A 20,546-nucleotide genomic window follows, 5' to 3' on the forward strand; every position below is an offset into this window, starting at 1 on the left:
CATTGGTCGTTTTATTTTTCTGACGATAAACTCTCTGCACCCATAAAAATTCTTATATACTTAACGGGCGTTATTTCTAAGCCGCTTAAAGATACGGTCAACCGCTCACTTCTCTAGCCACCGTCGAGGTTACTTATGGCGACACCAATCAACATCACTCTATACCGTTGGGCTGGTCAATTCGGACCTTTCAAAGTCAATATTCCCTGTGGTGAATGTACGCTTACTCACGATATCCTTGAGGATACTTTTACCCATGAACTGGCTGGAATCGAGATCAATTTACAAAGCAAAGATTGGCTTAGTCATTGGTGGGAACCACTGAAATACGGTGCTTGGCACGCTCCGATTGTGATTGTCGAGGGAAAAGTGATTAGCCAAGGTGAAGCCCTCAACCGAGGGGTTCTTATACAAGCGGTGATCGAACAATGGGTACAACGTGATACCTTGCAAGGCAATATCGTTTACGGTAAAGCCTCTTGTCCTTATTGTCAAAAAGCCAAGCTCGCATTACAGGAAGCTGGCATTCGCTTTCAGTATTTTGATGTCGTCAAAAATAGTGCTGCTCTCTATCGAATGATCCCAGAAGTCAAAGCCATCATTGGGGCAAAGACTCCAGTCACCGTTCCACAGATCTGGTTAGATGGGCAATACATCGGGGGATACGATGCGTTGCAAACTTGGCTGCTTGAGCATCCAAAAACGCTTTCACCACAAGATGAGCCACTCAATAACGTTATTTCATTAGCGAAAAAATAGCCAAAAGCCCCGAGTCGATGACTCAGGGCTTTTTAATATTCTCTATACCCAGCTTACTTACTGAGCTTTTTCCATACGCTTTTAATGAAAGATTTCTTCTTTGGTTTTACCTTACCGTACAACGCTTCATGCATCATCTGCTTGGCGATAAGTTGACCAATATAGGCTGAACCTAAATCGTTACCCATGATATTACCTCACCCATTTTTGTAATTTAATTACTTAATGCGCTGATAATAGCATAAAAAAAAGCCAAAACAAGACTTAGATCACAAATTAATGTTGTTAAATTACTTCACTGTCCGTTTCGGTTGCTGATAGGTTTTTCCTGCAGCCTGGTAAGTCTCTTTGTGCTTAACTGAAAACTGAGACTCAAAAAACCAAGCAATAAACTTAATTACATCCTCACCTTCATTCATCACATGCTCGACAAACTCCTGTTCTTGACCTTGCTCATCAATCTCAGTGGTGACGTGATAGATACGCTGTTCACCGTCAACCTCAGCCAGCGCAAATTGTCCCGTTAACGAAGCGGCGGCCTCAGCAATGTCTTGATCATCCGACTGTTTGAGTACCTCAAGAACTTGAGGAAGCGTTGACCATTGGCAAAGGCTTTCAACCAAAGCCTCAAATTGATTCTGTTGCATGATATTTCCTATAAATTGAGTCAGGTAATTATACCCAAGTCACTACAAGATGCGAAGGTTAGGTGATGGTACTGTTCGATCTCTGCCTCACGACGACTTATGCCATCGTTATTGATTTTTCATCACAAAATACAGCTAAGCAATTACTGATGGCAACGGTGGAAAAATGACCGATCCTCATCCATAGTTGATAGGTTGCAATCAAATGCTATGAATGTTTTTTCATTCATAATCGAGTGCGACCACTTACAGTGAGCATGGGGATCAGTAAAAGTGAGAAGGTTATGGTAGCAACCAGCGTTTTGACTCAAAATACAGCGAGTCTTGATACAATTAATGAGCTTCTTTTACTAGATAGCTCAGACCTTTATCAACGTGCAGTACAGGCCTTGCATAGCCATTTGAATTCTTGGGCGACTTATTTAATAGAGGTTGATAAATCTCTCTATAAAGGTAGGACGTTGAGCTATGCGGGTAAAGAGCCCCATGCGCTTGCCTGCGATTACTCACTCAAAGGAACCGTTTATGAGCAGTTAATCAGAAGTAAACAAAAGTATGTCATTCATAACGATGCACTTCATCGCCCATTTCACGATAATCATTCGCTCTACCATGCCGCAGTCATCACTTATATCGGTGTTCCGCTTTATGCTGATAATGGCGATATACTCGGTATTCTCCTATCAACGTTTCATGAGCCACCCATAACCCTTGATGCGGCGATTGAACTTCACTGTACCGTTGCTCGCATTGTTCGCCATCATCTTGTCCATCAATGGATGAACCAACGCTTTAACAGTCTCGCTCAACAGTTGAGTTATGAAATTTCTCATGACAGCCTAACCAACCTTTTCAACCGTAACTATTTATCCGACCAACTAGAATATTTAGTAGATAATAATTATCAATCTTTCACTCTCGCTTATCTCGATATTGATAATTTCAAATCGATTAATGATCTTTACGGCCATTACATTGGCGATCAAGTCATTAAGTTTGTTGCTAATGTCATTTTTCATTATGTGAATAAACAGAATCAAGTTTTCCGAATCTCGGGAGATGAGTTTGCCTTTATTACCTTTTCCAATGATCCGCTCAAAATTTGTCAGCTGATCATCGATACATTGAATCAAGGTTATCGCGATGCCAATCACCATATTAAAATCCGCTTGAGTATCGGTATTGCTAAAAAATCATTACCGCCGATGACCGCTGATCAATTGATTCTTAATGCTAGTTTAGCCTTAAAAGATTGTAAAAAAACGCGTTTTCAGCAAGTTCGCTGTTATGACACGCACTTAAATGACTATTATTATCGACGAACCCAAGTAGTGAGTGCGTTACGCGCTCAGCTCGATAATCCATTAACAGGTACGTCAGAAATCTATATTGAAATACAACCGATTGTTTTTCGAAATCGGCCTAACTGGTCTTATTTTGAAGTCTTAGCACGCTGGAATAATAAACAACTTGGTTCGATTTCCCCTTTAGAGTTTATCGAGGTAGCCGAACAATCTGGTTTAATTATTGAACTTGGCGAACGAATTATCGAATTGGCTTGCCAAGCCAAACAAGTACTAGAAAAAGAGCTTAACTATAAAGTCACTTTAGGCATCAACTGCTCAGCCCATGAGTTCGCTCACTCCTCTCACTATTTAAATCATCTCAATTTAATGATTCAACAGTATGGATTCCACCCCTCAGAATTTATTATTGAGATGACCGAAAGCGTGTTACTCACTCAAACAGGTGAGGTGTCTGAACGCTTAAATTTATTACGAGAGCTAGGCTTTAAAATTGCATTAGATGATTTTGGCACTGGATATTCGAGTTTAAATTATATTCACAGTTATCCCATTGACTGTATCAAAATTGATGCCACTTTCATTCGTAATCTACTACGCAATAAAACATCAGAGCATGTCATTAGCTTAATCATTCAACTCGCTAAACAATTGAATGTCGACCTCATTGCCGAAGGAGTAGAAAATCAGCAAGAGTTGGACAAATTATATGAGATGGGTTGTGACGCAATTCAAGGTTATTATTTTTCTAAGCCTCAGCAGCCACTGGCGATGATCGGTCATTTACAAAACAATCCCCCCAAGCTGTAATGAAACTACTTGGGGGGATTGATAGCTATTGATTAGACCAATGGCTGTTCATCAATTGAATTGAACGGCCTAATCGTTAGCTATCAGAGTCCGACCCAGCCTTGCTTGCCGCAAGCATACTATCTTGCTGAGCCAATAAACGGTCTAACTCATTGCGACGTGCAATAAAGTTCGCCATATCTTGCTTAGGAACCGAAGTGGCCATCGGAATATTGGCCTTCATAGGATCGACAGGTCGGCCTCTAACAATCAATTCATAATGAATATGTGGCCCTGTTACTCGTCCCGTTGCACCCGATAATCCAATACGTTGGCCGCGAGTCACCTTTTGTCCTTTTTGTACTAGAATCTTACTCAAGTGCAAATAACGGGTCATGTAAGTACTACCATGCTGGATAGTAATATAATTACCCGCGTAGGGATGATTACGCGTCATCACGACAACACCATCACCAGTAGCGACAACCGGAGTTCCGGTTGGTGCAGCAAAATCAGTCCCATTATGTGGCGCGATACGCCCGGTCACGGGATGGCGGCGATTAGGATCAAACCCGGATGACATTCGCCATTGACCGGTGGTAGGGTAGCGTTGAAAAGCACGTTGTAAACTTTGCCCGTCCCTATCATAGTATTGGCCATCTTTATAAAGATAGGCGGTAATTTCATTGCCACGATTGTAGAGTTTGATCGCTTGTATTTCTCGGTTGCCGGTTAATTTTTCACCGACAAACTGACGTGATAATACCACTTCAAAGCGATCGCCAGCGCGAAGATCGCGACCAAAATTTACTTTATCTTTAAGCAGTGACACGATCTGATCAATATCCGCACTGCCTAAACCGACTTGGTTTGCTGACTGAGAAAAACTGCCTTGTATTTCGCCAATCATCGCAAATTCGCGCCACTGCCCGGGAATTTCAAGCTCAGAGAAATCGTAATTACCATCGTCGAGACGTGTATAAACCGCACGCTTGACGACGTTAAATTCAAGTTCCATCTTGGCAAGGTCTTGACTGCCAGGAGATTTCCAAAAGCGTAAAATATTCCCTGGACGCAAAGTATCAAGAGCCAGATAGTTTAAATCTGTCTCCATGATTTTCATTAAATCTTGGTACCGGAATCCAAGCTGATTAAAAATAGTGCTTAAATTATCACCGGATTTGATTTGGTATTCGTAATCGGGATAAGCCACTTTGGCTTCACTCGCATCCGCAATAATCGTCTCAACAATATGTGATTCAGGAACAGACAAGGCGACCTTTTTCGAATAGGTCGTAGAGTTGATTGAAGATGAAATAGCGGCCAACGCGAGTAGAGGTAAACCGATGACAGAGACTTTCTTACGTTTAGATAAAGCAGAGAAGCGCAAAAAAAGAGACTTGGATAGCACAATTTAACCCGTTGGTACTGTTAAAAGAGACAAAAGAGTAAGACTTTCTCGACAAAAAGTCACCTTTTGTATGGTAAATAATCAGTAAAAGTGTGCTTATTTATGAAAAGTTATTGATTAAAGTTGAATTAATCGACAGAAAAAAAGCAAGACTCAGAAAAAGGAAATCTCCAGACGATGATAACAAGGCTCGATTTATCACTGTTTTCTTTCGATGAAAAATCGTTGTTACGCTAAGTTATGCATCTCATTGACACTATCATTAACGTAACAACAATCTTATGAAATCCTCTGCAAAAGCTTAAGCAACTATTGGGTATATTGACTTAAGAGCAAACCGCCATAAACATGAATTAATGAGAGGCTGGCTCATAGGTACGGATAAGACAGTTATCCTCGCCAAATTCATTGGCAACATAATGATCCGCCTGTGCATCATTGAGCCATTGCTGCTCATTCAGTCGGTAACGAAACTGGAATTCTGCATCCTTAGGTAAACGAGCTTTAAATTTATACACATTGGATTTTGCGGTTTTTTTCATAGCTTGAGGCTGCCAATCTAAAAAATCAGCGACAATATCTACGCGCTCAGCATCTTGAGGGGCCTCAAGTTCAAAAGTAACTTCCACTTCATTCTTAGTTTTAAAAAAACGTTTATTGATCATGACAAACTCCATTTCTATTTTGTATCAATTTTGAACAACTGAAGAGATTATAAGCGCGCTTGCATACATGCTCAACTACTATCCCCAAACAACGTGAACCATTCACACCGAGCCTACCCGTTTCAATCTTTACAGGAGGGTAAATGAGCGTAGAATCCTCCGCGTCCCTATTTCTCCCTTCTTTTTCTAAGGTGATGATCAATGTTTGCCATTTATGACTCTTATAAAGCTGGCTTATTCAAGCCCAACCAGTGGATAAAAAATATCAGTGCCGGTGTGATTGTTGGTGTGGTTGCCCTACCTTTAGCCATGGCATTCGCCATCGCCTCAGGGGTCAAACCTGAGCAGGGCATTTATACGGCAATCATTGCTGGGTTGATTGTCTCTTTGTTCGGTGGTTCGCGAGTACAAATCGCCGGTCCAACAGGCGCATTCATTGTTATTTTAGCCAGCATCGTCGCTCAATATGGCATTACTGGCCTACAAGTCGCGACCATGATGGCTGGTGTGATATTACTCGTTCTTGGTCTTGCTAAACTGGGAAGTATTATTCGCTACATCCCTCATCCGGTCATTGTGGGCTTTACCAGTGGTATTGGGGTCATCATTTGGATTGGACAGTGGCAAGAGTTTTTTGGTTTACCGGCAATTACCGGAGAACATTTCCATCAAAAACTTATTGCGCTTTTTTATGCCTTGCCCAGCCTAGATGTGACGACTACCCTGCTCGCCCTATTTTCACTTGCGTTGGTTATTTGGGGGCCAAAACTTCCGAAGTTAAGTAAGGTTCCTGGACCACTATTGGCTTTAGTCGTTGTCACTGTATTTCAATATACGATTGGTTTTGATGACGTGCGCACCATTGGTTCTGCTTTCGGTGGTATTCCGCAAGGCTTGCCGGAATTCTCAATGCCAAGCATTACGTTTAGTCAAATGCTATCACTGATTGGTCCTGCTTTCGCTATCGCTATGCTTGGCGCTATTGAGTCACTACTCTCTGCTGTCGTCGCCGATGGCATGACCGGCACCAAACATAACTCCAACCAAGAGTTAGTGGGCCAAGGCATGGCGAATATCATCGCCCCACTATTTGGGGGTATTGCAGCAACAGGCGCTATCGCTCGTACCGCCACCAATGTGCGTAATGGCGGCAATAGCCCGTTATCCGGAATCGTCCACGCTCTGACTCTTGTAGTGATTCTATTAGTCTTAGCGCCACTGGCCGTCAATATTCCCCTAGCAACGTTAAGTGCCATTTTATTTGTCGTGGCTTGGAATATGAGTGAAGCACCACATTTTATTAAATTAATAAAACGCGCTCCAAAGGCAGATGTGGTTATTTTGCTGATCACTTTTGTATTGACCGTATTCGCCGATTTAGTGGTCGCTGTCAATATTGGGGTCATCATCGCGACCTTACATTTTGTCAAACGCATGGCCTCCAGTGTCGAAATTAAAGCCAGTACAAGCCCAGATTTAACTCAAGAACTTGCAGAGCATGGATTGTCTCAATTACCACGTGATATTGCCGTGTATGCTCTAGAAGGGCCATTTTTCTTCGCTGCTGCAGAAAACTTCGAACATGTGATGAGTAATATCCAAGAAACACCACGCATTTTAATCATTCGTTTAAAATGGGTACCTTTTATGGACATCACTGCGTTGCAAACGCTAGAAGCGATGATCAAACGCTTCCAGAAAAAACAGGTCCAAGTGCTGATTTCAGGAGCGAACTCTCGCGTGACACTAAAATTGCATCGTTCAGGGATAACGGAATTAATTGGTGAGCAGAATCTTTATGCTACGTTTTCAGACGCATTAAAAGATAGCTTAGCAAAACAGATTCAGCCTACGGTTAATTAAATCGCATCTCGAATTCTCTACTTTAAATTACGCCAACCATAACAGCCCTTATTTCTTGTTGTTTTTCAATACTATATGGAAAACGATCAATAATAAGGGCTTTCTTAACTCCCTTCCACTCCTACAAAACAGTGCTATAACTCACAAAAACAACACCGCCCACTTAAACAATAATTTAACCAATGCAACAATAACAAAACAATTCGCTACTATCTGTTTTTTGATTAGCGCAAACGATTGAATAACTAACCCTATTTATTGAATAGTATTGCAAGCAAGGTTGAAAATAGTTATTCTGCGCACATTGATTAAATAGGGATGTTTAGTGAATTAATATGCCAAGGAATGGCTTTAATTAAACAGTTGTAAACAGGAAAAGTAATGCAAGATAACTCTCAAACTTTACCAGCGCAGGAGAAAAATCTCCCTGCTGCCAGTCTGTGGATGTTCCTCATCCCATCATTAATTGGTGTGTTCCTGTTTATGGCACCCGTTTACTATAATGGTGGATTGACAATCCCTGTCGCCGTGTTAGCCAAATCGATACAAGCCCTGTTCGGTGATTACTTAGTCAGTATTATCACGGTCATTGTCGCTTTTATGTCCATCGCTTCAGTGGCAACTAAACTCTTTAAGCCTCGTGTGATTGTTAATTCCCCTTTCCTCAACAATTTATTCAATCCAAGCTGGGTATGGCTGACGGTTCGTGTTATTGGCGCTGCAGCCATCATCATGACCTTTTTTAAAGTCGGTCCAGAACTGATTTGGGAAGAGAACACGGGTGGATTAGTCTTAGAAGGCTTACTACCCACTTTATTCTCGGTGTTCATTTTTGCCGGTTTGCTGCTTCCACTACTATTAAACTTTGGTTTATTGGAACTGATGGGAAGTTTACTCAGCCGTGTCATGCGCCCTTTGTTTAACCTACCAGGACGCAGTGCCATTGACTGTACCGCTTCTTGGCTTGGTGATGGCAGTGTCGGCATCTTGCTGACCAGCAAACAGTATGAAGATAAATTCTATACTCAGCGTGAAGCCGCGGTCGTCGGAACCACTTTCTCTGCTGTCTCGATCACTTTTAGTTTAGTGGTACTCGCGCAAGTACAATTAGAACACCTCTTTTTGCCTTTCTACGGTGCGATTTGCTTGGCTGGTTTTGTTGCCGCGGTGATTATCCCTCGCCTGCCACCACTGAGTTTGAAGAAAGATGAGTTTATTGATGGGACTAAACCACATAAAGATGCCGATGCTATTCCAGAACAGCACAGTGCTTTCTCTTGGGGTATGTCACTCGCATTAGAGAAAGCCGCGCAAGTGAAATCCGTAAAATCGGTGTTTGGCGAAGGCATCCGTAATGCGGTTGATATGGTATTTGGCGTCTTACCGGTCGTGATGGGTTTAGGTACGATTGCTTTGATCATCGCTGAATATACTTCTGTCTTTGCGATTCTTGGTCAACCTTTCGTTCCTTATCTAGAGTTTTTAGGGGTACCAGAAGCCGTACAAGCCTCACAAACGATTGTGGTTGGTTTTGCAGATATGTTTATCCCTGCAATTTTGGCAGCGTCAATCGATAACGAAATGACTCGTTTTGTCATCGCAGCAATGTCAGTCACTCAGCTTATTTATATGTCTGAAGTCGGTGCATTATTACTCGGTAGCCGAATTCCGGTTAATATCCTTGAGTTATTTGTGATCTTTATTCTCCGGACTCTTATCACACTACCGGTTATTGTCGGTGTAGCACACTTAATATTCTAAGCTCACAAGGCTTGATCAAACAAAAAGCGCCACTCAATAATGAGGGCGCTTTTTGTTTTGACTCTTACTAACTAAGACAGTTTTGACTGCTTGAACAACATAAAGTGAGTAGCGTTATTCGTCATCAGGCTTAGGCGCTGTTTTCTTTTTCGGGATAAATACCGAATCACCCACCGCCACATTCTGATAAAAACTTTTATCGCGTTTCACTGGTTTTTGGGGCAGCTTTTTAACCTGCTTTTTCACTTTACCTGTTGAAACCGTTGCTTTATTCAGAGGCTGACGAGGACGTAAGCCTGTAAACTTACCTTGCAGACCTTCTAACACTTCAAATTGAATATCTTGCTGTAAAAAGGCTTCCACTCTTTTAAAGCTGTCCCAATCTTTAGGACCAACCAAAGAAATGGCATCACCTTGATTACCGGCACGCCCCGTACGACCTACGCGGTGCACATACTCTTCCGTATGTTTCGGCATATCAAAGTTAATCACATGCGTGACGTTGGCAATATCCAATCCTCGAGAAGCAATATCGGTGGTAACTAAGATCTTAAATACCGCGCGTTCAAATTGACTCATAATCGTATTACGTTGAGTCTGAGTGAGGCTACCACTGAGGGCAACAACTTTTAAATTTTGCTCATTTAGCTTATTAGTTAAACGTTCCGTATCTGCGCGAGTCGCTGTGAAAATGATCACTTGTCGATACTCAGCATCGTTTAAGATGCGATCCAGTAATGCTTCTTTATGATCCAGATGGTCACACAAATAGAAACGCTGGCGAATGTCTTTGTGCTGTTCATTGCCTAAACCAATCGCAATCCGTTTAGGCTCTTTCAACATCTCATGCGCAATGGTGTTCATTTCTGCGTGATCCAACGTGGCAGAAAACATCAATGTTTGTCGGCGACGATGTTTAGCAGCATTATGGATATGCCGTAACTGTGGTGCAAAACCGAGATCCAACATCCGATCTGCTTCATCCAAAATCAGCGTATCTAACCCTTGTAAGAAAAGAGAGCGATGTTCAAGGTGATCCGCTAAACGTCCCGGCGTAGCAACAATAAACTTAGGACCTCGACGCAAGGCATTCACTTGATCATTGAAGTTTTCCCCTCCGGTGATCAAGGTTGCCGTGTAGCTTAATCCCGCTAATGCCGAACGCAATTCACTGTAGACTTGTTTTGCTAACTCACGAGTGGGGACCAAGATAACGCCACGAGGGTCACGTGCAGATAACGCTTTGGTTTTTAGCGCTTTATGCAGCATTGGAAGCAAGAAGGCTAACGTTTTCCCCGAACCCGTTTTGGACGAAGCCAATAAATCTTTACCTGCCATCGCAACAGGAATAGCTTGTCGCTGGATATCGGTCGCTTGCTTAAAGTCATAATGTGCTAATGTTTTTAATAAGCGATTGTCTAGGCCTAATTCTTTAAACTGCAAAGGATTCTCCAATAAAAATAACGCCGCCTGAAAAGTAGGCAGTCAACAAAATATCAAACGTAGTATACCAAATCACTTGCAACGACAGTTAACGAAATGACGCTTCCTTCAATCCGCCTACATATAGGCTCTGTGATAAAGTGAATGCGGCTTCCAAACCTCTGATTATAGCGTCAAGTAACGACTGGGTATCAAGTGACATAATAACTTGAATGTGACCGCTATAGATAGCAATCCCATAAAATATTCTCTGTTTTAAACAATACCAAAGTCATAAAACATTGAGGCAAAGCCCAAACAATTGATTAAGGTATAAAATTTTGGGTTATTTTGACTTTTAATCTATAGTCGTGAGTGAAAATAGTGTCTACACTTTAACTCGCTACTATATGGTATACACCTAGGCGGTTGGTCAATGCCTCTCCGGAGCACATGAAGTGGCAGGTCGATGGCAAGATAAGTAAATCCCATTAGCATGGGCCAGCTTGTGGAGCCAACACCACGCTAACCTCAAGTAGGAACGGATCGCCAGGGTCAAGTGAACAATAATGTATAGGGCGTATTTGATAAATATCAACAAGGAGTTCAATATGAACAAAATGTTACTTGCCGCTGCAGCGTCTTCTGTACTTCTCCTAGCCGGTTGTGCATCAGGTCCTGACGAAGCAACCACGACTAAGCTAGATCAGTTAAACAACCAAGTCAGTCAACTCAATAGTCAAATTGCAGCACTGAAAAGTGAAAATGCCTCGCTAACTGATGCAGCCCTCGCTGCACAAGAAGAAGCCGCACGCGCGAACGAGCGCATCGATAATATTGCTCAGTCTTACACCAAGTAAGTTGTTCGATTCAGTAAAAAGGGTAAGTAAAACTTACCCTTTTTACTTTTCCTCATCTCAACCATCACACTCGACTCTCAATGTCGTTCAGTAACCCTCAAGAATTTTCAATCGTTGCCTCTAATCAACGTCCATTTTTGTCGCGTTCAATTCAGCCGCTTTTTGCAAACTGTACGCCGTCAACGGATCGATGTTTTGCACTAATTTTTCAACCTGTACAATGGCGTCGATGGATGAACTATTTTTTCGATAGCTCAGGTAAATTGGCCAATACCAATCGGCAACGGCAGCCACTCGATACAGTTGTCCCGATTGGATGAAGGGAGCAACCACCGATGCGGGTAAATAAGCACTCCCTCCTTTCTCTAAAATAAAATCTAAAGCAATACGCGCCGTCGAAGTCCGTAAGAATGGCGCAGGTGCTCGAGGATGCCTATCGGCATGCTCGGAAGCAAAACGCATTCCCCAGTCAACATAAACATAACGATTCTCAAAAACGCTATCAGCAGTATCTGGTCGAGTTGAAACAAGCACTAACACCAAGTCGGCGACTTTCTTGCATTGCAGCTCATCGGCTTTAATTTGATCAAAAGCAAACGCCATATCCAGCGTGCGTTCAAGTAACTGACGGTTCAGTTGTTCTCTCCCCATCACCTCAGCTTTAAAGCCATAACCACTGAACGCATCAGTCACCGCGCTTAGACAGTTTTGCAAGTACGCATCCCATATGTTAGGTGTTCCGCCTAACGTGAGCTGTAGCGCCTTACCGCTCTCTAAAGAGAGCTCAAGCTTAGCTTGCTGTAACGTTGCGACCATGACCTCTGCATAACCGACCAAACGTTCACCAGCTGACGTCAATTTAATGTTGTTTCGATCGCGGCTAAACAGCTGCGCGTCAAAATAATTTTCTAACTGTTTGATTCGAGCGCTAACGGCAGCTTGAGTCAAATAAAGATTTTCCGCTGCCCGTCCAAAATGACGAACTTTAGCCAGTTCAAGAAAAGTACGAAAGACTTTTACGTCCATTATTGAATCCTCTGCTATGACTGGTGAAGATTAACAAGGAACGACAATTATGACGATAAAAAATTTTTGTTTTTCTTTTCCAGAGTTTGCGCCTAACTTTCGCCGTAATCCACAGCTAAGTAGTGGTGTACCTAAATGGCCTCAGAGATACGCCGTATCACTGGAACATTGAGCCTAAAATACCTTTAAGTACTCCGCGTATTCACACGAGGTTGATATGTCTGAAACAGTCTTTCGTCACGGTAAAAAACGTTTTTACGATACCAAAAAATTTCCCCGCGGTTTTGCCAAGTCTGGTGATTTCACTTTAGGTGAAGAAGAACTGCTGATCCTTTACGGAGATACTATGCTTGGCCTTGAATCCGGTGAGCTAGTCCCAGAAAACGCTGAAGAACAACATTTTGTTGAAGTACTAGCCAATCCAGAACTAGCGAGCAGTAAGATCGAGCGAGTTTGGATGAAGTATGTACGTCTATCACGCGGTCGTAAACGCTTCCATACCCTAAATGGACGTAATAAACCCGATGCGTCCGATGATTATACTGATGATGAACCAAGCTTGGTTGAAGAAGATTAATCGTTACGAATGATAGCAGACCGCTCATCAAATTAAGCCCGTAGTGCGTGTTAAGTCACAGCTCGATGGTCAATGCCTTGCACTTGATGACTCAAACGCTACATTAGTGATTGGTTTTTTAACCCAATGAATCTTTCTCCCAAAGCCCCTAGTCTATTTTTGCTCGGGGCTTTGTTTTTGATATCAATAACAGCCAGTAAGGCATCAATACTCTACCTCTCCCAGATTCTATCCACATTATCGCATCATATACCCAAACGACTTAGAGTTGCAGGTAGGCGGAAAGTGGCTTGATAAAAGAAATCTATTTAGCCAATAGCGCAATTTTTTTCAGAAAACTGTCGCGTAAATGCTCTTGGTCATAATCCAAATGATACGTATTATGGAAACCCACTTTGAGTTCAACACCATTGCCTCGCAGATACACAGTGTATCCATCGTAATCAGAAAAGGCCTCTATGCCTTCATAAATTTTACCAAATTCTGTCGGTGTCCCGTGTTCCATCACTTTTTCGTAAGCGTGCAGTATTTTGCTTGATTCAAGTTCATTTTTCATTGCAGTAGCTCCCTTAAGTGCTCTCCCATTTAGTATGGATAATGGGATGATTTCTTGCCACTCATTCACTCTAAATATCCACATTACCATTCTGCTTAGAGCAATATCTAAAGTGAAGAGACTTAATTCACCCTGTGAATTTTTCCTTTTTATCATTCAATAAAATTAACCCAAACGGTTCATGTAAGTGGAGGACAAACGCATTCATTGGCTGATAAAAAGCAATCCATCTCCCTAAAACAAAAAAGTTTGACCCAAAGCATAGCCGTTACGAACAACTTATTTTATAATGAAAATTAATGTAATTAGCACCGTATCCGTAGCACTGAGAGAAATGGGTGAGCATTACCTCACACCATAACAGCTTTAAGTCGCAGGGGATCAATAAATATAATTAGGGGTAACTGATGAGATTAATTCCATTACAACAAGCGGCACAGGTAGGTAAGTGGGCTGCGGCACATATTGCAAAACGTATCAATGCTTTCAAACCGACTGCCGATCGCCCTTTTGTACTTGGGCTGCCAACCGGAGGAACGCCGCTAGCCACTTACAAAGCACTGATTGCGTTGTATCAAGCTGGTGAGGTCAGCTTTAAACATGTCGTGACGTTTAATATGGACGAGTACATAGGTATTGCTGAAGATCACCCAGAGTCCTACCACTCTTTTATGTACAATAATTTCTTCAACCATATCGACATTCAGCCGCAAAATATTAACTTATTAGACGGCAATACTGACGACCATGAGCTGGAATGCAAACGCTACGAAGATAAAATTAAATCTTACGGTAAAATTAATCTCTTTATGGGTGGCGTGGGTAATGACGGACATATTGCCTTTAACGAACCTGCGTCATCACTCTCTTCACGTACTCGCATAAAAACCCTAACTGAAGATACTCGTATTGCTAACTCGCGCTTCTTTGACGGTGATATCTCACAAGTACCTAAATATGCGCTAACGATTGGTGTTGGTACCTTGTTAGATGCTGAAGAAGTGATGATCCTCGTAACCGGACACAATAAAGCACTCGCCTTACAAGCCGCTGTTGAAGGTTGTGTGAATCATATGTGGACCGTATCAGCGCTACAATTGCATCCTAAAGCGGTGATTGTTTGTGATGCTCCCGCGACTCAAGAACTTAAGGTCAAAACGGTCAAATACTTTACTGAGCTAGAAGCTGAAAATATTAAAGGCTTCTAAGCAAAAATTTAGGCCCGCATAATCGCGGGCCTAATTGTTTAAGCAACCTCAGGAATAGGCTTAGGCGGATCGTCTGGATTAGGTTCTTTCTGTACGGTTGGTATTTGACCTTCTTCAACGGCATGTTGATAACAACCCGTCAACTTAATCGCCAAGTACATATCCGCACGCAACACCAGTCCGCCATCCCCAACAGGGACGCCCGCAGCTTCACACCATTGGCGTAGACTGCGCTTGCGTCCGGCAAGAATTAAACGAATACCACGTTTTTTAAGTAACGTCTGTGTTTCAGCCAGTACCGCCATTACACTTAAATCCAAATGAGTAAAACTCGCTACGGCGTCAATCACCACACAGCTCAGTTCACCTTGATTTTGATCGATCTTTTCTAATAAACGCGCTTTAAAGTACGGCGCATTAAAATAAGTTAATGGTGAATTAAAACGGTACAACAAAAGGCCAGGAATGGCAGACGCTTTACTGGATTCATCCATGGTACGAATTGTACCGTCTTCATCCAAGCCTAAGCACTGATCGCTCGGGCGCATCACCACACGTAAAAATTGGAATAATCCTAATAAGACGGCAAGCGTAATACCAGGAATTACCCCTACGACCAGCACCGCGATCAACGTAATCGACGAGAGATAGAAGGCATCACGATTGCGTTTTCTTAATCCCCAAACCCCTTTGAGATCCAGTAATGACATTGAAGCAATGATCAAGACGACTCCTAATGCCGCACTCGGAATATATTGCAGTGGTTGGTAAAGAAAAATCGCCACAAAACCAATCACTACAGCAGCAATGATTGATACTAATTGCGATTTTCCGCCATTAGCATCGTTCACGGCCGTACGCGAGTCCGCCCCACTAATCGCAAAACCTTGTGAAAAAGCCGACGCTAAATTTGCTAAACCAAGCGCTCGAAACTCTTTATCCGGATTAATATCATAACCATTTTTCGCCGCAAAACTGCGCGCAGTCAGCATCATACTCACAAAACTCACTACAGCTAAGTTAAGTGCAGGCACAACCAGTTCTCGAGTAATACCAATATTAAATGCTGGCGCTTGAAAAATCGGTAGGCCACCTTCGATAACCCCAACAACACTTACCCCATAACGATCAAGTTTAGTGAACCATACCAAAATAGCCGCAACCACGATGGCTAACATTGCCGCAGGCCACGCAGGTCGAAAGCGTTTCGATAACCAATAAACGAGTAACGTTATTCCGCTGATCAACACCGTTTGCCAGTGTAAATCCAATAAACGGTGGGGAGCTTCAATGATTCTTTCTAATAGATAACGCTGCTCATATTTAATGCCGAAGACTTTACCTAGCTGCCCAACAATAATGGTTAATGCTACGCCATTGAGTAGCCCAAGTAAGATAGGGCGAGATAAGAAATCAGCAAAAAGACCTAAACGAAAGCGACTCGCAATTAAGCACCAAAAACCGGTCATCGCCGTCATGGTAATGACCAACTGCCAGTGTTTAGTCGGATCACCAGCGGCTAGAGGTGTAACTACAGCGGCCACTACCGCGCACGTCGCCGCATCAGGCCCCACAATTAGTTGTCGAGAAGTACCAAACAACGCATACACCATCATCGGTAGTACGCAGGAATAAAGGCCAACAATCGCCGATACCCCTGTCAATTGAGCGTAAGCAATCGCGACAGGTAGTGCGACTGCCACCACTGAAAAGGCGGCACGAACATCATCCAACAACCACACTTTTTCATACTGCTTAAGCTGATATAACCCAGGCATCCACTGCTTGATTGATATTGACTTCAATGTTGTTTACCCTACCAAAGATTGCCAAATAATAACTCAGAGCTGTTGTTCAGCTTAGAGCGACTGACGATGATACTGAAAAATGGATCGTTATCTATCATAACTCAAGTGTTATAAACTATCTCGGCTAATTAGATGATTTATATAACCAAAAATCACAGAGATAGACTTGGATTTGTTCATAACGTCACTTCAATTAATAAGACGATATCAACGTTTACTATCACATAAAGATAATGATCATTCTTTCACTCTGCCCAAAGGTTTTTTATGAATTATAATGCTGCTATTTTTGATATGGATGGCCTACTGCTTGATACCGAACGCGTGTGTTTAAGAGTATTTGAACAAGCATGCCAGACGGTAGGTGTTCCTTTTCTGCGCGAAGTCTACCTCTCTGTGATTGGCTGCAACGCCGCTGGAATTGAGCAAGGTTTAAAAGCAGGCTATGGTCCCGATCTTGATTATCCACGGTTGCACAAAGAATGGCGCAAAGGCTACGACGCGGTCGTTAAACATCACCCAATTCCCGTCAAAGAAGGGGTCATTGAGTTACTGGAATGGCTGAAGCAACACAATATTCCTACTGCTGTCGCCACGTCAACGCAAAAAGAAGTCGCTACCATTAAATTACGCTTAGCCAAACTTGATCACTATTTTGATTCCCTCACTACGGGTTGTGAAGTTGTCAATGGTAAACCTGATCCTGAAATCTACCTTTTGGCAGCCCAACGACTATCGGTAGATCCTCAACAATGTTTGGCATTTGAAGATTCCAATAATGGTGTTCGCTCGGCCATGGCTGCCAAGATGCATACGTTTCAAATCCCAGATCTCGTCGAACCTAATGACAGTATCCGCGCACTTGGCCACCATATTCGGCCATCATTACAACACGTCCTCAATGAGTTACAAGCATAAAACAAGCAGACGCCAGACGTTAAGCCCTCAGTGTATCGACACTCTGGGGGCTAGTTAACGTCACCTTTAGCGTTTCATGCGTCGCCAAAGCATTTTTTCAAGCTCAATCAATATCATGACTGCAATTCCGTAAGCGACCATCACCACCCAATAGCTAGCCGAAATTGGCGCACTTTGAAATAGCACGTTCATGAACGGCAAATATAAAAATGCCAATTGTGCGCAAATCATTGAGGCAATCCCAACGACAATCCATGGGTTGGTCTGCCATGACATAGTAAAAATCGAACCATTCAAACGACGGCAGTTTAATAAAAAGAAGCTTTGCACCACCACAAACAGAGTAACAGCAATACTGCGCGATTCTTCTAAACTCGCACCTTGTGCAACTGACCACTGGAATAACCCAAACGCCCCCAATAGTAATAAGCTACTGACCGAAATAATCCGACCGACAATTTCTCGGCTGAGAATCGGCTGTTTTAACTCGCGAGGCTGCCGTTGCATAATGCCTTCTTCTTTGGGTTCAAAAGCCAGCATTAAGCCAAGAAAAACGGCAGTGGTCATATTAAGCCACAGTGCCTGTACAGGTAAAATTGGCAATGTTAATCCAAAGACAATCGCCACCATAATCACTAATCCTTGGCCTAGGTTCGTTGGCAGAATCCACGTGATAAATTTGATTAAATTATCAAAAACATTGCGCCCCTCTTCTACTGCCGCTTCAATCGATGAAAAGTTATCATCGGTCAGTACCATGTCCGAAGCTTCCTTCGCGACTTCAGTACCGCTGATCCCCATGGCAATACCAATATCCGCTTGCTTTAAAGCAGGCGCATCATTGACGCCATCACCTGTCATCGCGACAACCAATTGGTGAGATTGTAAAGCATTAACCAATTGTAACTTTTGCTCGGGTGCCACTCGAGCGAATACCGAAACTTCACGACAAGCTCGCATCAACTGCTCGTCATCTAATGCACTCAACTGTTGACCCGTTAATACCGCCCCAAAATCAGAGTGAGTATCACTGGCGATACCGATTTGAGAGGCAATCGCTTTCGCTGTTAGCGCATGATCGCCGGTGATCATCTTGACTTGAACACCCGCTTTTTGACAGGTCTTAATCGCTTCAATTGCTTCGGCACGAGGGGGGTCAATCATCGCTTGCAAGCCTAAAAAAATAAGATTCGCTTCGCCTTCATGTTGATTAAAACGCTGCAACGTTTGTTCATGATGATCAACCCACTGCAACGCAAACGCTAATACCCTCAACCCTTGACTCGCCCATTGAGTAACTTGCTCATCCAGCTTATCGTGATCGAGTGTTACGACACTACCATCAGACATCAATTGCTGACGACAACGGCGACTGATTTGTTCTACCGAACCTTTGAGGTAAATCAAATTGTGTTGATCATCAAAACGATGCAAAGTTGCCATGTATTGACGGTCAGACTCAAAAGGAATGGTATCGAGACGACGGTAAGTTTGCTGGCAAGACGCATTATCTAATCCCGCTTTTAATCCGCAAGCGATCAGTGCCCCCTCCGTTGGATCACCTTCTACCAACCAACGGTCTTCTTTTTCCAACAGCCGCGAATCATTATTTAATAATCCCGCACGTAATAAATGTTGAAAAGCCGTATTCTCTTTCCAAATATCAGAAACTTCACCATGCGGAGCATAACCACTGCCTGTTACTTCAAGAGCAGAGCCTCCCGCATAAAGCTTTTGCACCGTCATCTGGTTTTCGGTCAAAGTCCCCGTCTTGTCTGAGCAAATGACGTTGGTCGACCCAAGCGTTTCTACCGCTGATAGCTTACGAATAATCGCATTACGTTTTGCCATGCGACGTACACCTATCGCTAGCGTAATGGTAACCACCGCAGGAAGACCTTCCGGAATCGCGGCCACCGCCAAAGCAACGGCTGCCATAAAAGTATCCGCAGCAGGTAAACCATAACCAAGCCCGATAAAAAAGGTTACCCCTGCTAAAACTAAAATGACCCATAGCAATAATTGGCTAAATACATGGATTTTCCGAGTGAGTGGCGTTTCTAACTGGGTGGCTCCGGCAATCATGCTCGCGATTTGGCCAGTTTGAGTGTTATCGCCAGTGGCGACAATAATGCCTTGAGCGGTACCATAAGTGACTAACGTGCCTGCAAAAGCCATATTTTGCCGATCGCCTAATACGGTATCTGGTTCAAGCTCGCCCAACTGCTTTTCAACGGGCACCGATTCCCCCGTTAAGGTCGATTCATCAATTTGTAAATCTCGGCATTGATAAAGACGAATATCGGCAGGCACTTTATCACCCGATGCTAAAACGACAATATCGCCACACACAAGATCCGTGGTAACCACCGACTGTTTTTTACCATCGCGGATCACTGTTGTATTGGAAGACAGCATCTTCTTGAGTGAGTTAATCGCTTGCTCGGCTTTACTTTCTTGCATAAAACCTATCAACGCATTGATTAAAACCACCAATAAGATGACCCCAGCATCAACGTATTCACCCAAGATGGTCGTGACTAACGTTGCGACTAACAATATGTAAATCAAAGGATTATGAAATTGTAATAGTAAGCGTTTCCATGCTGGCATCATGGCCTGACCAGTAATGACATTTCGTCCATCACGCTCTAGTCTAATTTGAATTTCTTGGGATGATAAGCCATTGTCTGTATTGGTATTGAGCTGTTGGACTATATCTTGCTCAGATTGGCTATGCCAGGCTTGGCGGCGGACTTTCGTTGTCGCGGTGTTCGGTGAGTGTTTTTCCATAATCATCTCCTTTAATGATGACCCTAAATAAAGACAAACGGCTTGGTATTTTTAACCTATAGTGCATGCGAAACAGCATCAAACTCTGCCAAAGCAGGCTCCTATAAAGATAGCGTTTGTGGAGCAAGTTATGAGAATAGCAACAAAAAATTGTCTTAGTGTTCAAAATTTTTCCGTGA

At 42.9% G+C, this 20,546-nt stretch carries 17 protein-coding genes; 8 read left to right on the forward strand and 9 right to left on the reverse strand.

The annotated features are described in order from the left end of the window. Window positions 1-135 precede the first annotated feature (135 nt). On the forward strand, window positions 136-759 hold the full coding sequence (locus FKQ60_RS04805) for a glutaredoxin (RefSeq protein ID WP_004396988.1): 624 nt from the start codon (window positions 136-138) through the stop codon (window positions 757-759). Between the two features lie 53 nt (window positions 760-812). Here the strand turns inward: FKQ60_RS04805 and FKQ60_RS17750 are convergent, their stop codons facing one another. Further along, window positions 813-947: a hypothetical protein gene (locus FKQ60_RS17750; RefSeq protein WP_004396987.1), complete on the reverse strand. Its 135-nt coding sequence runs from the start codon at window positions 945-947 to the stop codon at window positions 813-815. Window positions 948-1,049: 102 nt separating this feature from the next. Beyond that, the gene (locus FKQ60_RS04810) at window positions 1,050-1,406 is read right to left on the reverse strand and encodes a hypothetical protein (RefSeq protein ID WP_004396986.1); all 357 of its coding nucleotides are present in this window, start codon (window positions 1,404-1,406) and stop codon (window positions 1,050-1,052) included. A 284-nt stretch (window positions 1,407-1,690) separates the two neighbouring features. Between FKQ60_RS04810 and FKQ60_RS04815 the strand changes: the two genes are divergently transcribed. Further along, window positions 1,691-3,520, forward strand: coding sequence for a bifunctional diguanylate cyclase/phosphodiesterase (locus FKQ60_RS04815; RefSeq protein WP_170906104.1), 1,830 nt, complete (start codon window positions 1,691-1,693; stop codon window positions 3,518-3,520). Between the two features lie 76 nt (window positions 3,521-3,596). Here FKQ60_RS04815 and FKQ60_RS04820 read toward each other — a convergent pair whose 3' ends face one another. Together FKQ60_RS04820 and FKQ60_RS04825 are read right to left on the reverse strand one after the other, a co-directional pair. Then, window positions 3,597-4,910: a peptidoglycan DD-metalloendopeptidase family protein gene (locus FKQ60_RS04820; RefSeq protein ID WP_004396983.1), complete on the reverse strand. Its 1,314-nt coding sequence runs from the start codon at window positions 4,908-4,910 to the stop codon at window positions 3,597-3,599. A 353-nt stretch (window positions 4,911-5,263) separates the two neighbouring features. Further along, window positions 5,264-5,575, reverse strand: coding sequence for an isoamylase early set domain-containing protein (locus FKQ60_RS04825; protein WP_158137079.1), 312 nt, complete (start codon window positions 5,573-5,575; stop codon window positions 5,264-5,266). Window positions 5,576-5,776: 201 nt separating this feature from the next. Between FKQ60_RS04825 and FKQ60_RS04830 the strand changes: the two genes are divergently transcribed. Next, the gene (locus tag FKQ60_RS04830; RefSeq protein WP_170906105.1) at window positions 5,777-7,438 is read left to right on the forward strand and encodes a SulP family inorganic anion transporter; all 1,662 of its coding nucleotides are present in this window, start codon (window positions 5,777-5,779) and stop codon (window positions 7,436-7,438) included. A gap of 381 nt (window positions 7,439-7,819) precedes the next feature. Continuing rightward, window positions 7,820-9,199, forward strand: a complete 1,380-nt coding sequence (locus FKQ60_RS04835) for a YjiH family protein (protein WP_170906106.1) — start codon at window positions 7,820-7,822, stop codon at window positions 9,197-9,199. A 114-nt stretch (window positions 9,200-9,313) separates the two neighbouring features. Here FKQ60_RS04835 and FKQ60_RS04840 read toward each other — a convergent pair whose 3' ends face one another. Further along, window positions 9,314-10,654 carry a DEAD/DEAH box helicase gene (locus tag FKQ60_RS04840; RefSeq protein ID WP_158145144.1) on the reverse strand — a complete coding sequence of 447 codons (1,341 nt, stop codon included), beginning with the start codon at window positions 10,652-10,654 and terminating at the stop codon, window positions 9,314-9,316. Between the two features lie 578 nt (window positions 10,655-11,232). Between FKQ60_RS04840 and FKQ60_RS04845 the strand changes: the two genes are divergently transcribed. Next, window positions 11,233-11,481 (forward strand): Lpp/OprI family alanine-zipper lipoprotein, encoded by a 249-nt coding sequence (locus FKQ60_RS04845; protein WP_004396978.1) that lies wholly within the window; start codon window positions 11,233-11,235, stop codon window positions 11,479-11,481. Window positions 11,482-11,601: 120 nt separating this feature from the next. Here the strand turns inward: FKQ60_RS04845 and FKQ60_RS04850 are convergent, their stop codons facing one another. Beyond that, a complete protein-coding gene (locus FKQ60_RS04850; protein ID WP_170906107.1) occupies window positions 11,602-12,507 on the reverse strand; it encodes a LysR family transcriptional regulator in 906 nt (301 codons plus the stop codon). Window positions 12,508-12,724: 217 nt separating this feature from the next. On the opposite strand from FKQ60_RS04850, the gene FKQ60_RS04855 reads away from it, so the two are divergent. Continuing rightward, window positions 12,725-13,084 carry a DUF413 domain-containing protein gene (locus FKQ60_RS04855; RefSeq protein WP_004396976.1) on the forward strand — a complete coding sequence of 120 codons (360 nt, stop codon included), beginning with the start codon at window positions 12,725-12,727 and terminating at the stop codon, window positions 13,082-13,084. A 304-nt stretch (window positions 13,085-13,388) separates the two neighbouring features. Here FKQ60_RS04855 and FKQ60_RS04860 read toward each other — a convergent pair whose 3' ends face one another. Next, complete coding sequence (locus FKQ60_RS04860) at window positions 13,389-13,640, reverse strand: DUF3081 domain-containing protein (RefSeq protein WP_004396975.1); 252 nt, start codon at window positions 13,638-13,640, stop codon at window positions 13,389-13,391. Between the two features lie 407 nt (window positions 13,641-14,047). On the opposite strand from FKQ60_RS04860, the gene nagB reads away from it, so the two are divergent. After that, complete coding sequence (gene nagB, locus FKQ60_RS04865) at window positions 14,048-14,848, forward strand: glucosamine-6-phosphate deaminase (RefSeq protein ID WP_004396974.1); 801 nt, start codon at window positions 14,048-14,050, stop codon at window positions 14,846-14,848. Window positions 14,849-14,886: 38 nt separating this feature from the next. Here nagB and FKQ60_RS04870 read toward each other — a convergent pair whose 3' ends face one another. After that, entirely contained in the window at window positions 14,887-16,626 is a 1,740-nt protein-coding gene (locus FKQ60_RS04870) for a SulP family inorganic anion transporter (protein WP_170904446.1), read from the reverse strand. A 297-nt stretch (window positions 16,627-16,923) separates the two neighbouring features. Between FKQ60_RS04870 and FKQ60_RS04875 the strand changes: the two genes are divergently transcribed. After that, complete coding sequence (locus FKQ60_RS04875; RefSeq protein ID WP_004396972.1) at window positions 16,924-17,574, forward strand: HAD family phosphatase; 651 nt, start codon at window positions 16,924-16,926, stop codon at window positions 17,572-17,574. A gap of 66 nt (window positions 17,575-17,640) precedes the next feature. Here the strand turns inward: FKQ60_RS04875 and FKQ60_RS04880 are convergent, their stop codons facing one another. Continuing rightward, on the reverse strand, window positions 17,641-20,367 hold the full coding sequence (locus FKQ60_RS04880; RefSeq protein WP_170904395.1) for a cation-transporting P-type ATPase: 2,727 nt from the start codon (window positions 20,365-20,367) through the stop codon (window positions 17,641-17,643). Between the last annotated feature and the right edge of the window lie 179 nt (window positions 20,368-20,546).

It is taken from the genome of Vibrio sp. A11 (assembly GCF_013048705.1).
GTDB lineage: Bacteria > Pseudomonadota > Gammaproteobacteria > Enterobacterales > Vibrionaceae > Vibrio > Vibrio metschnikovii.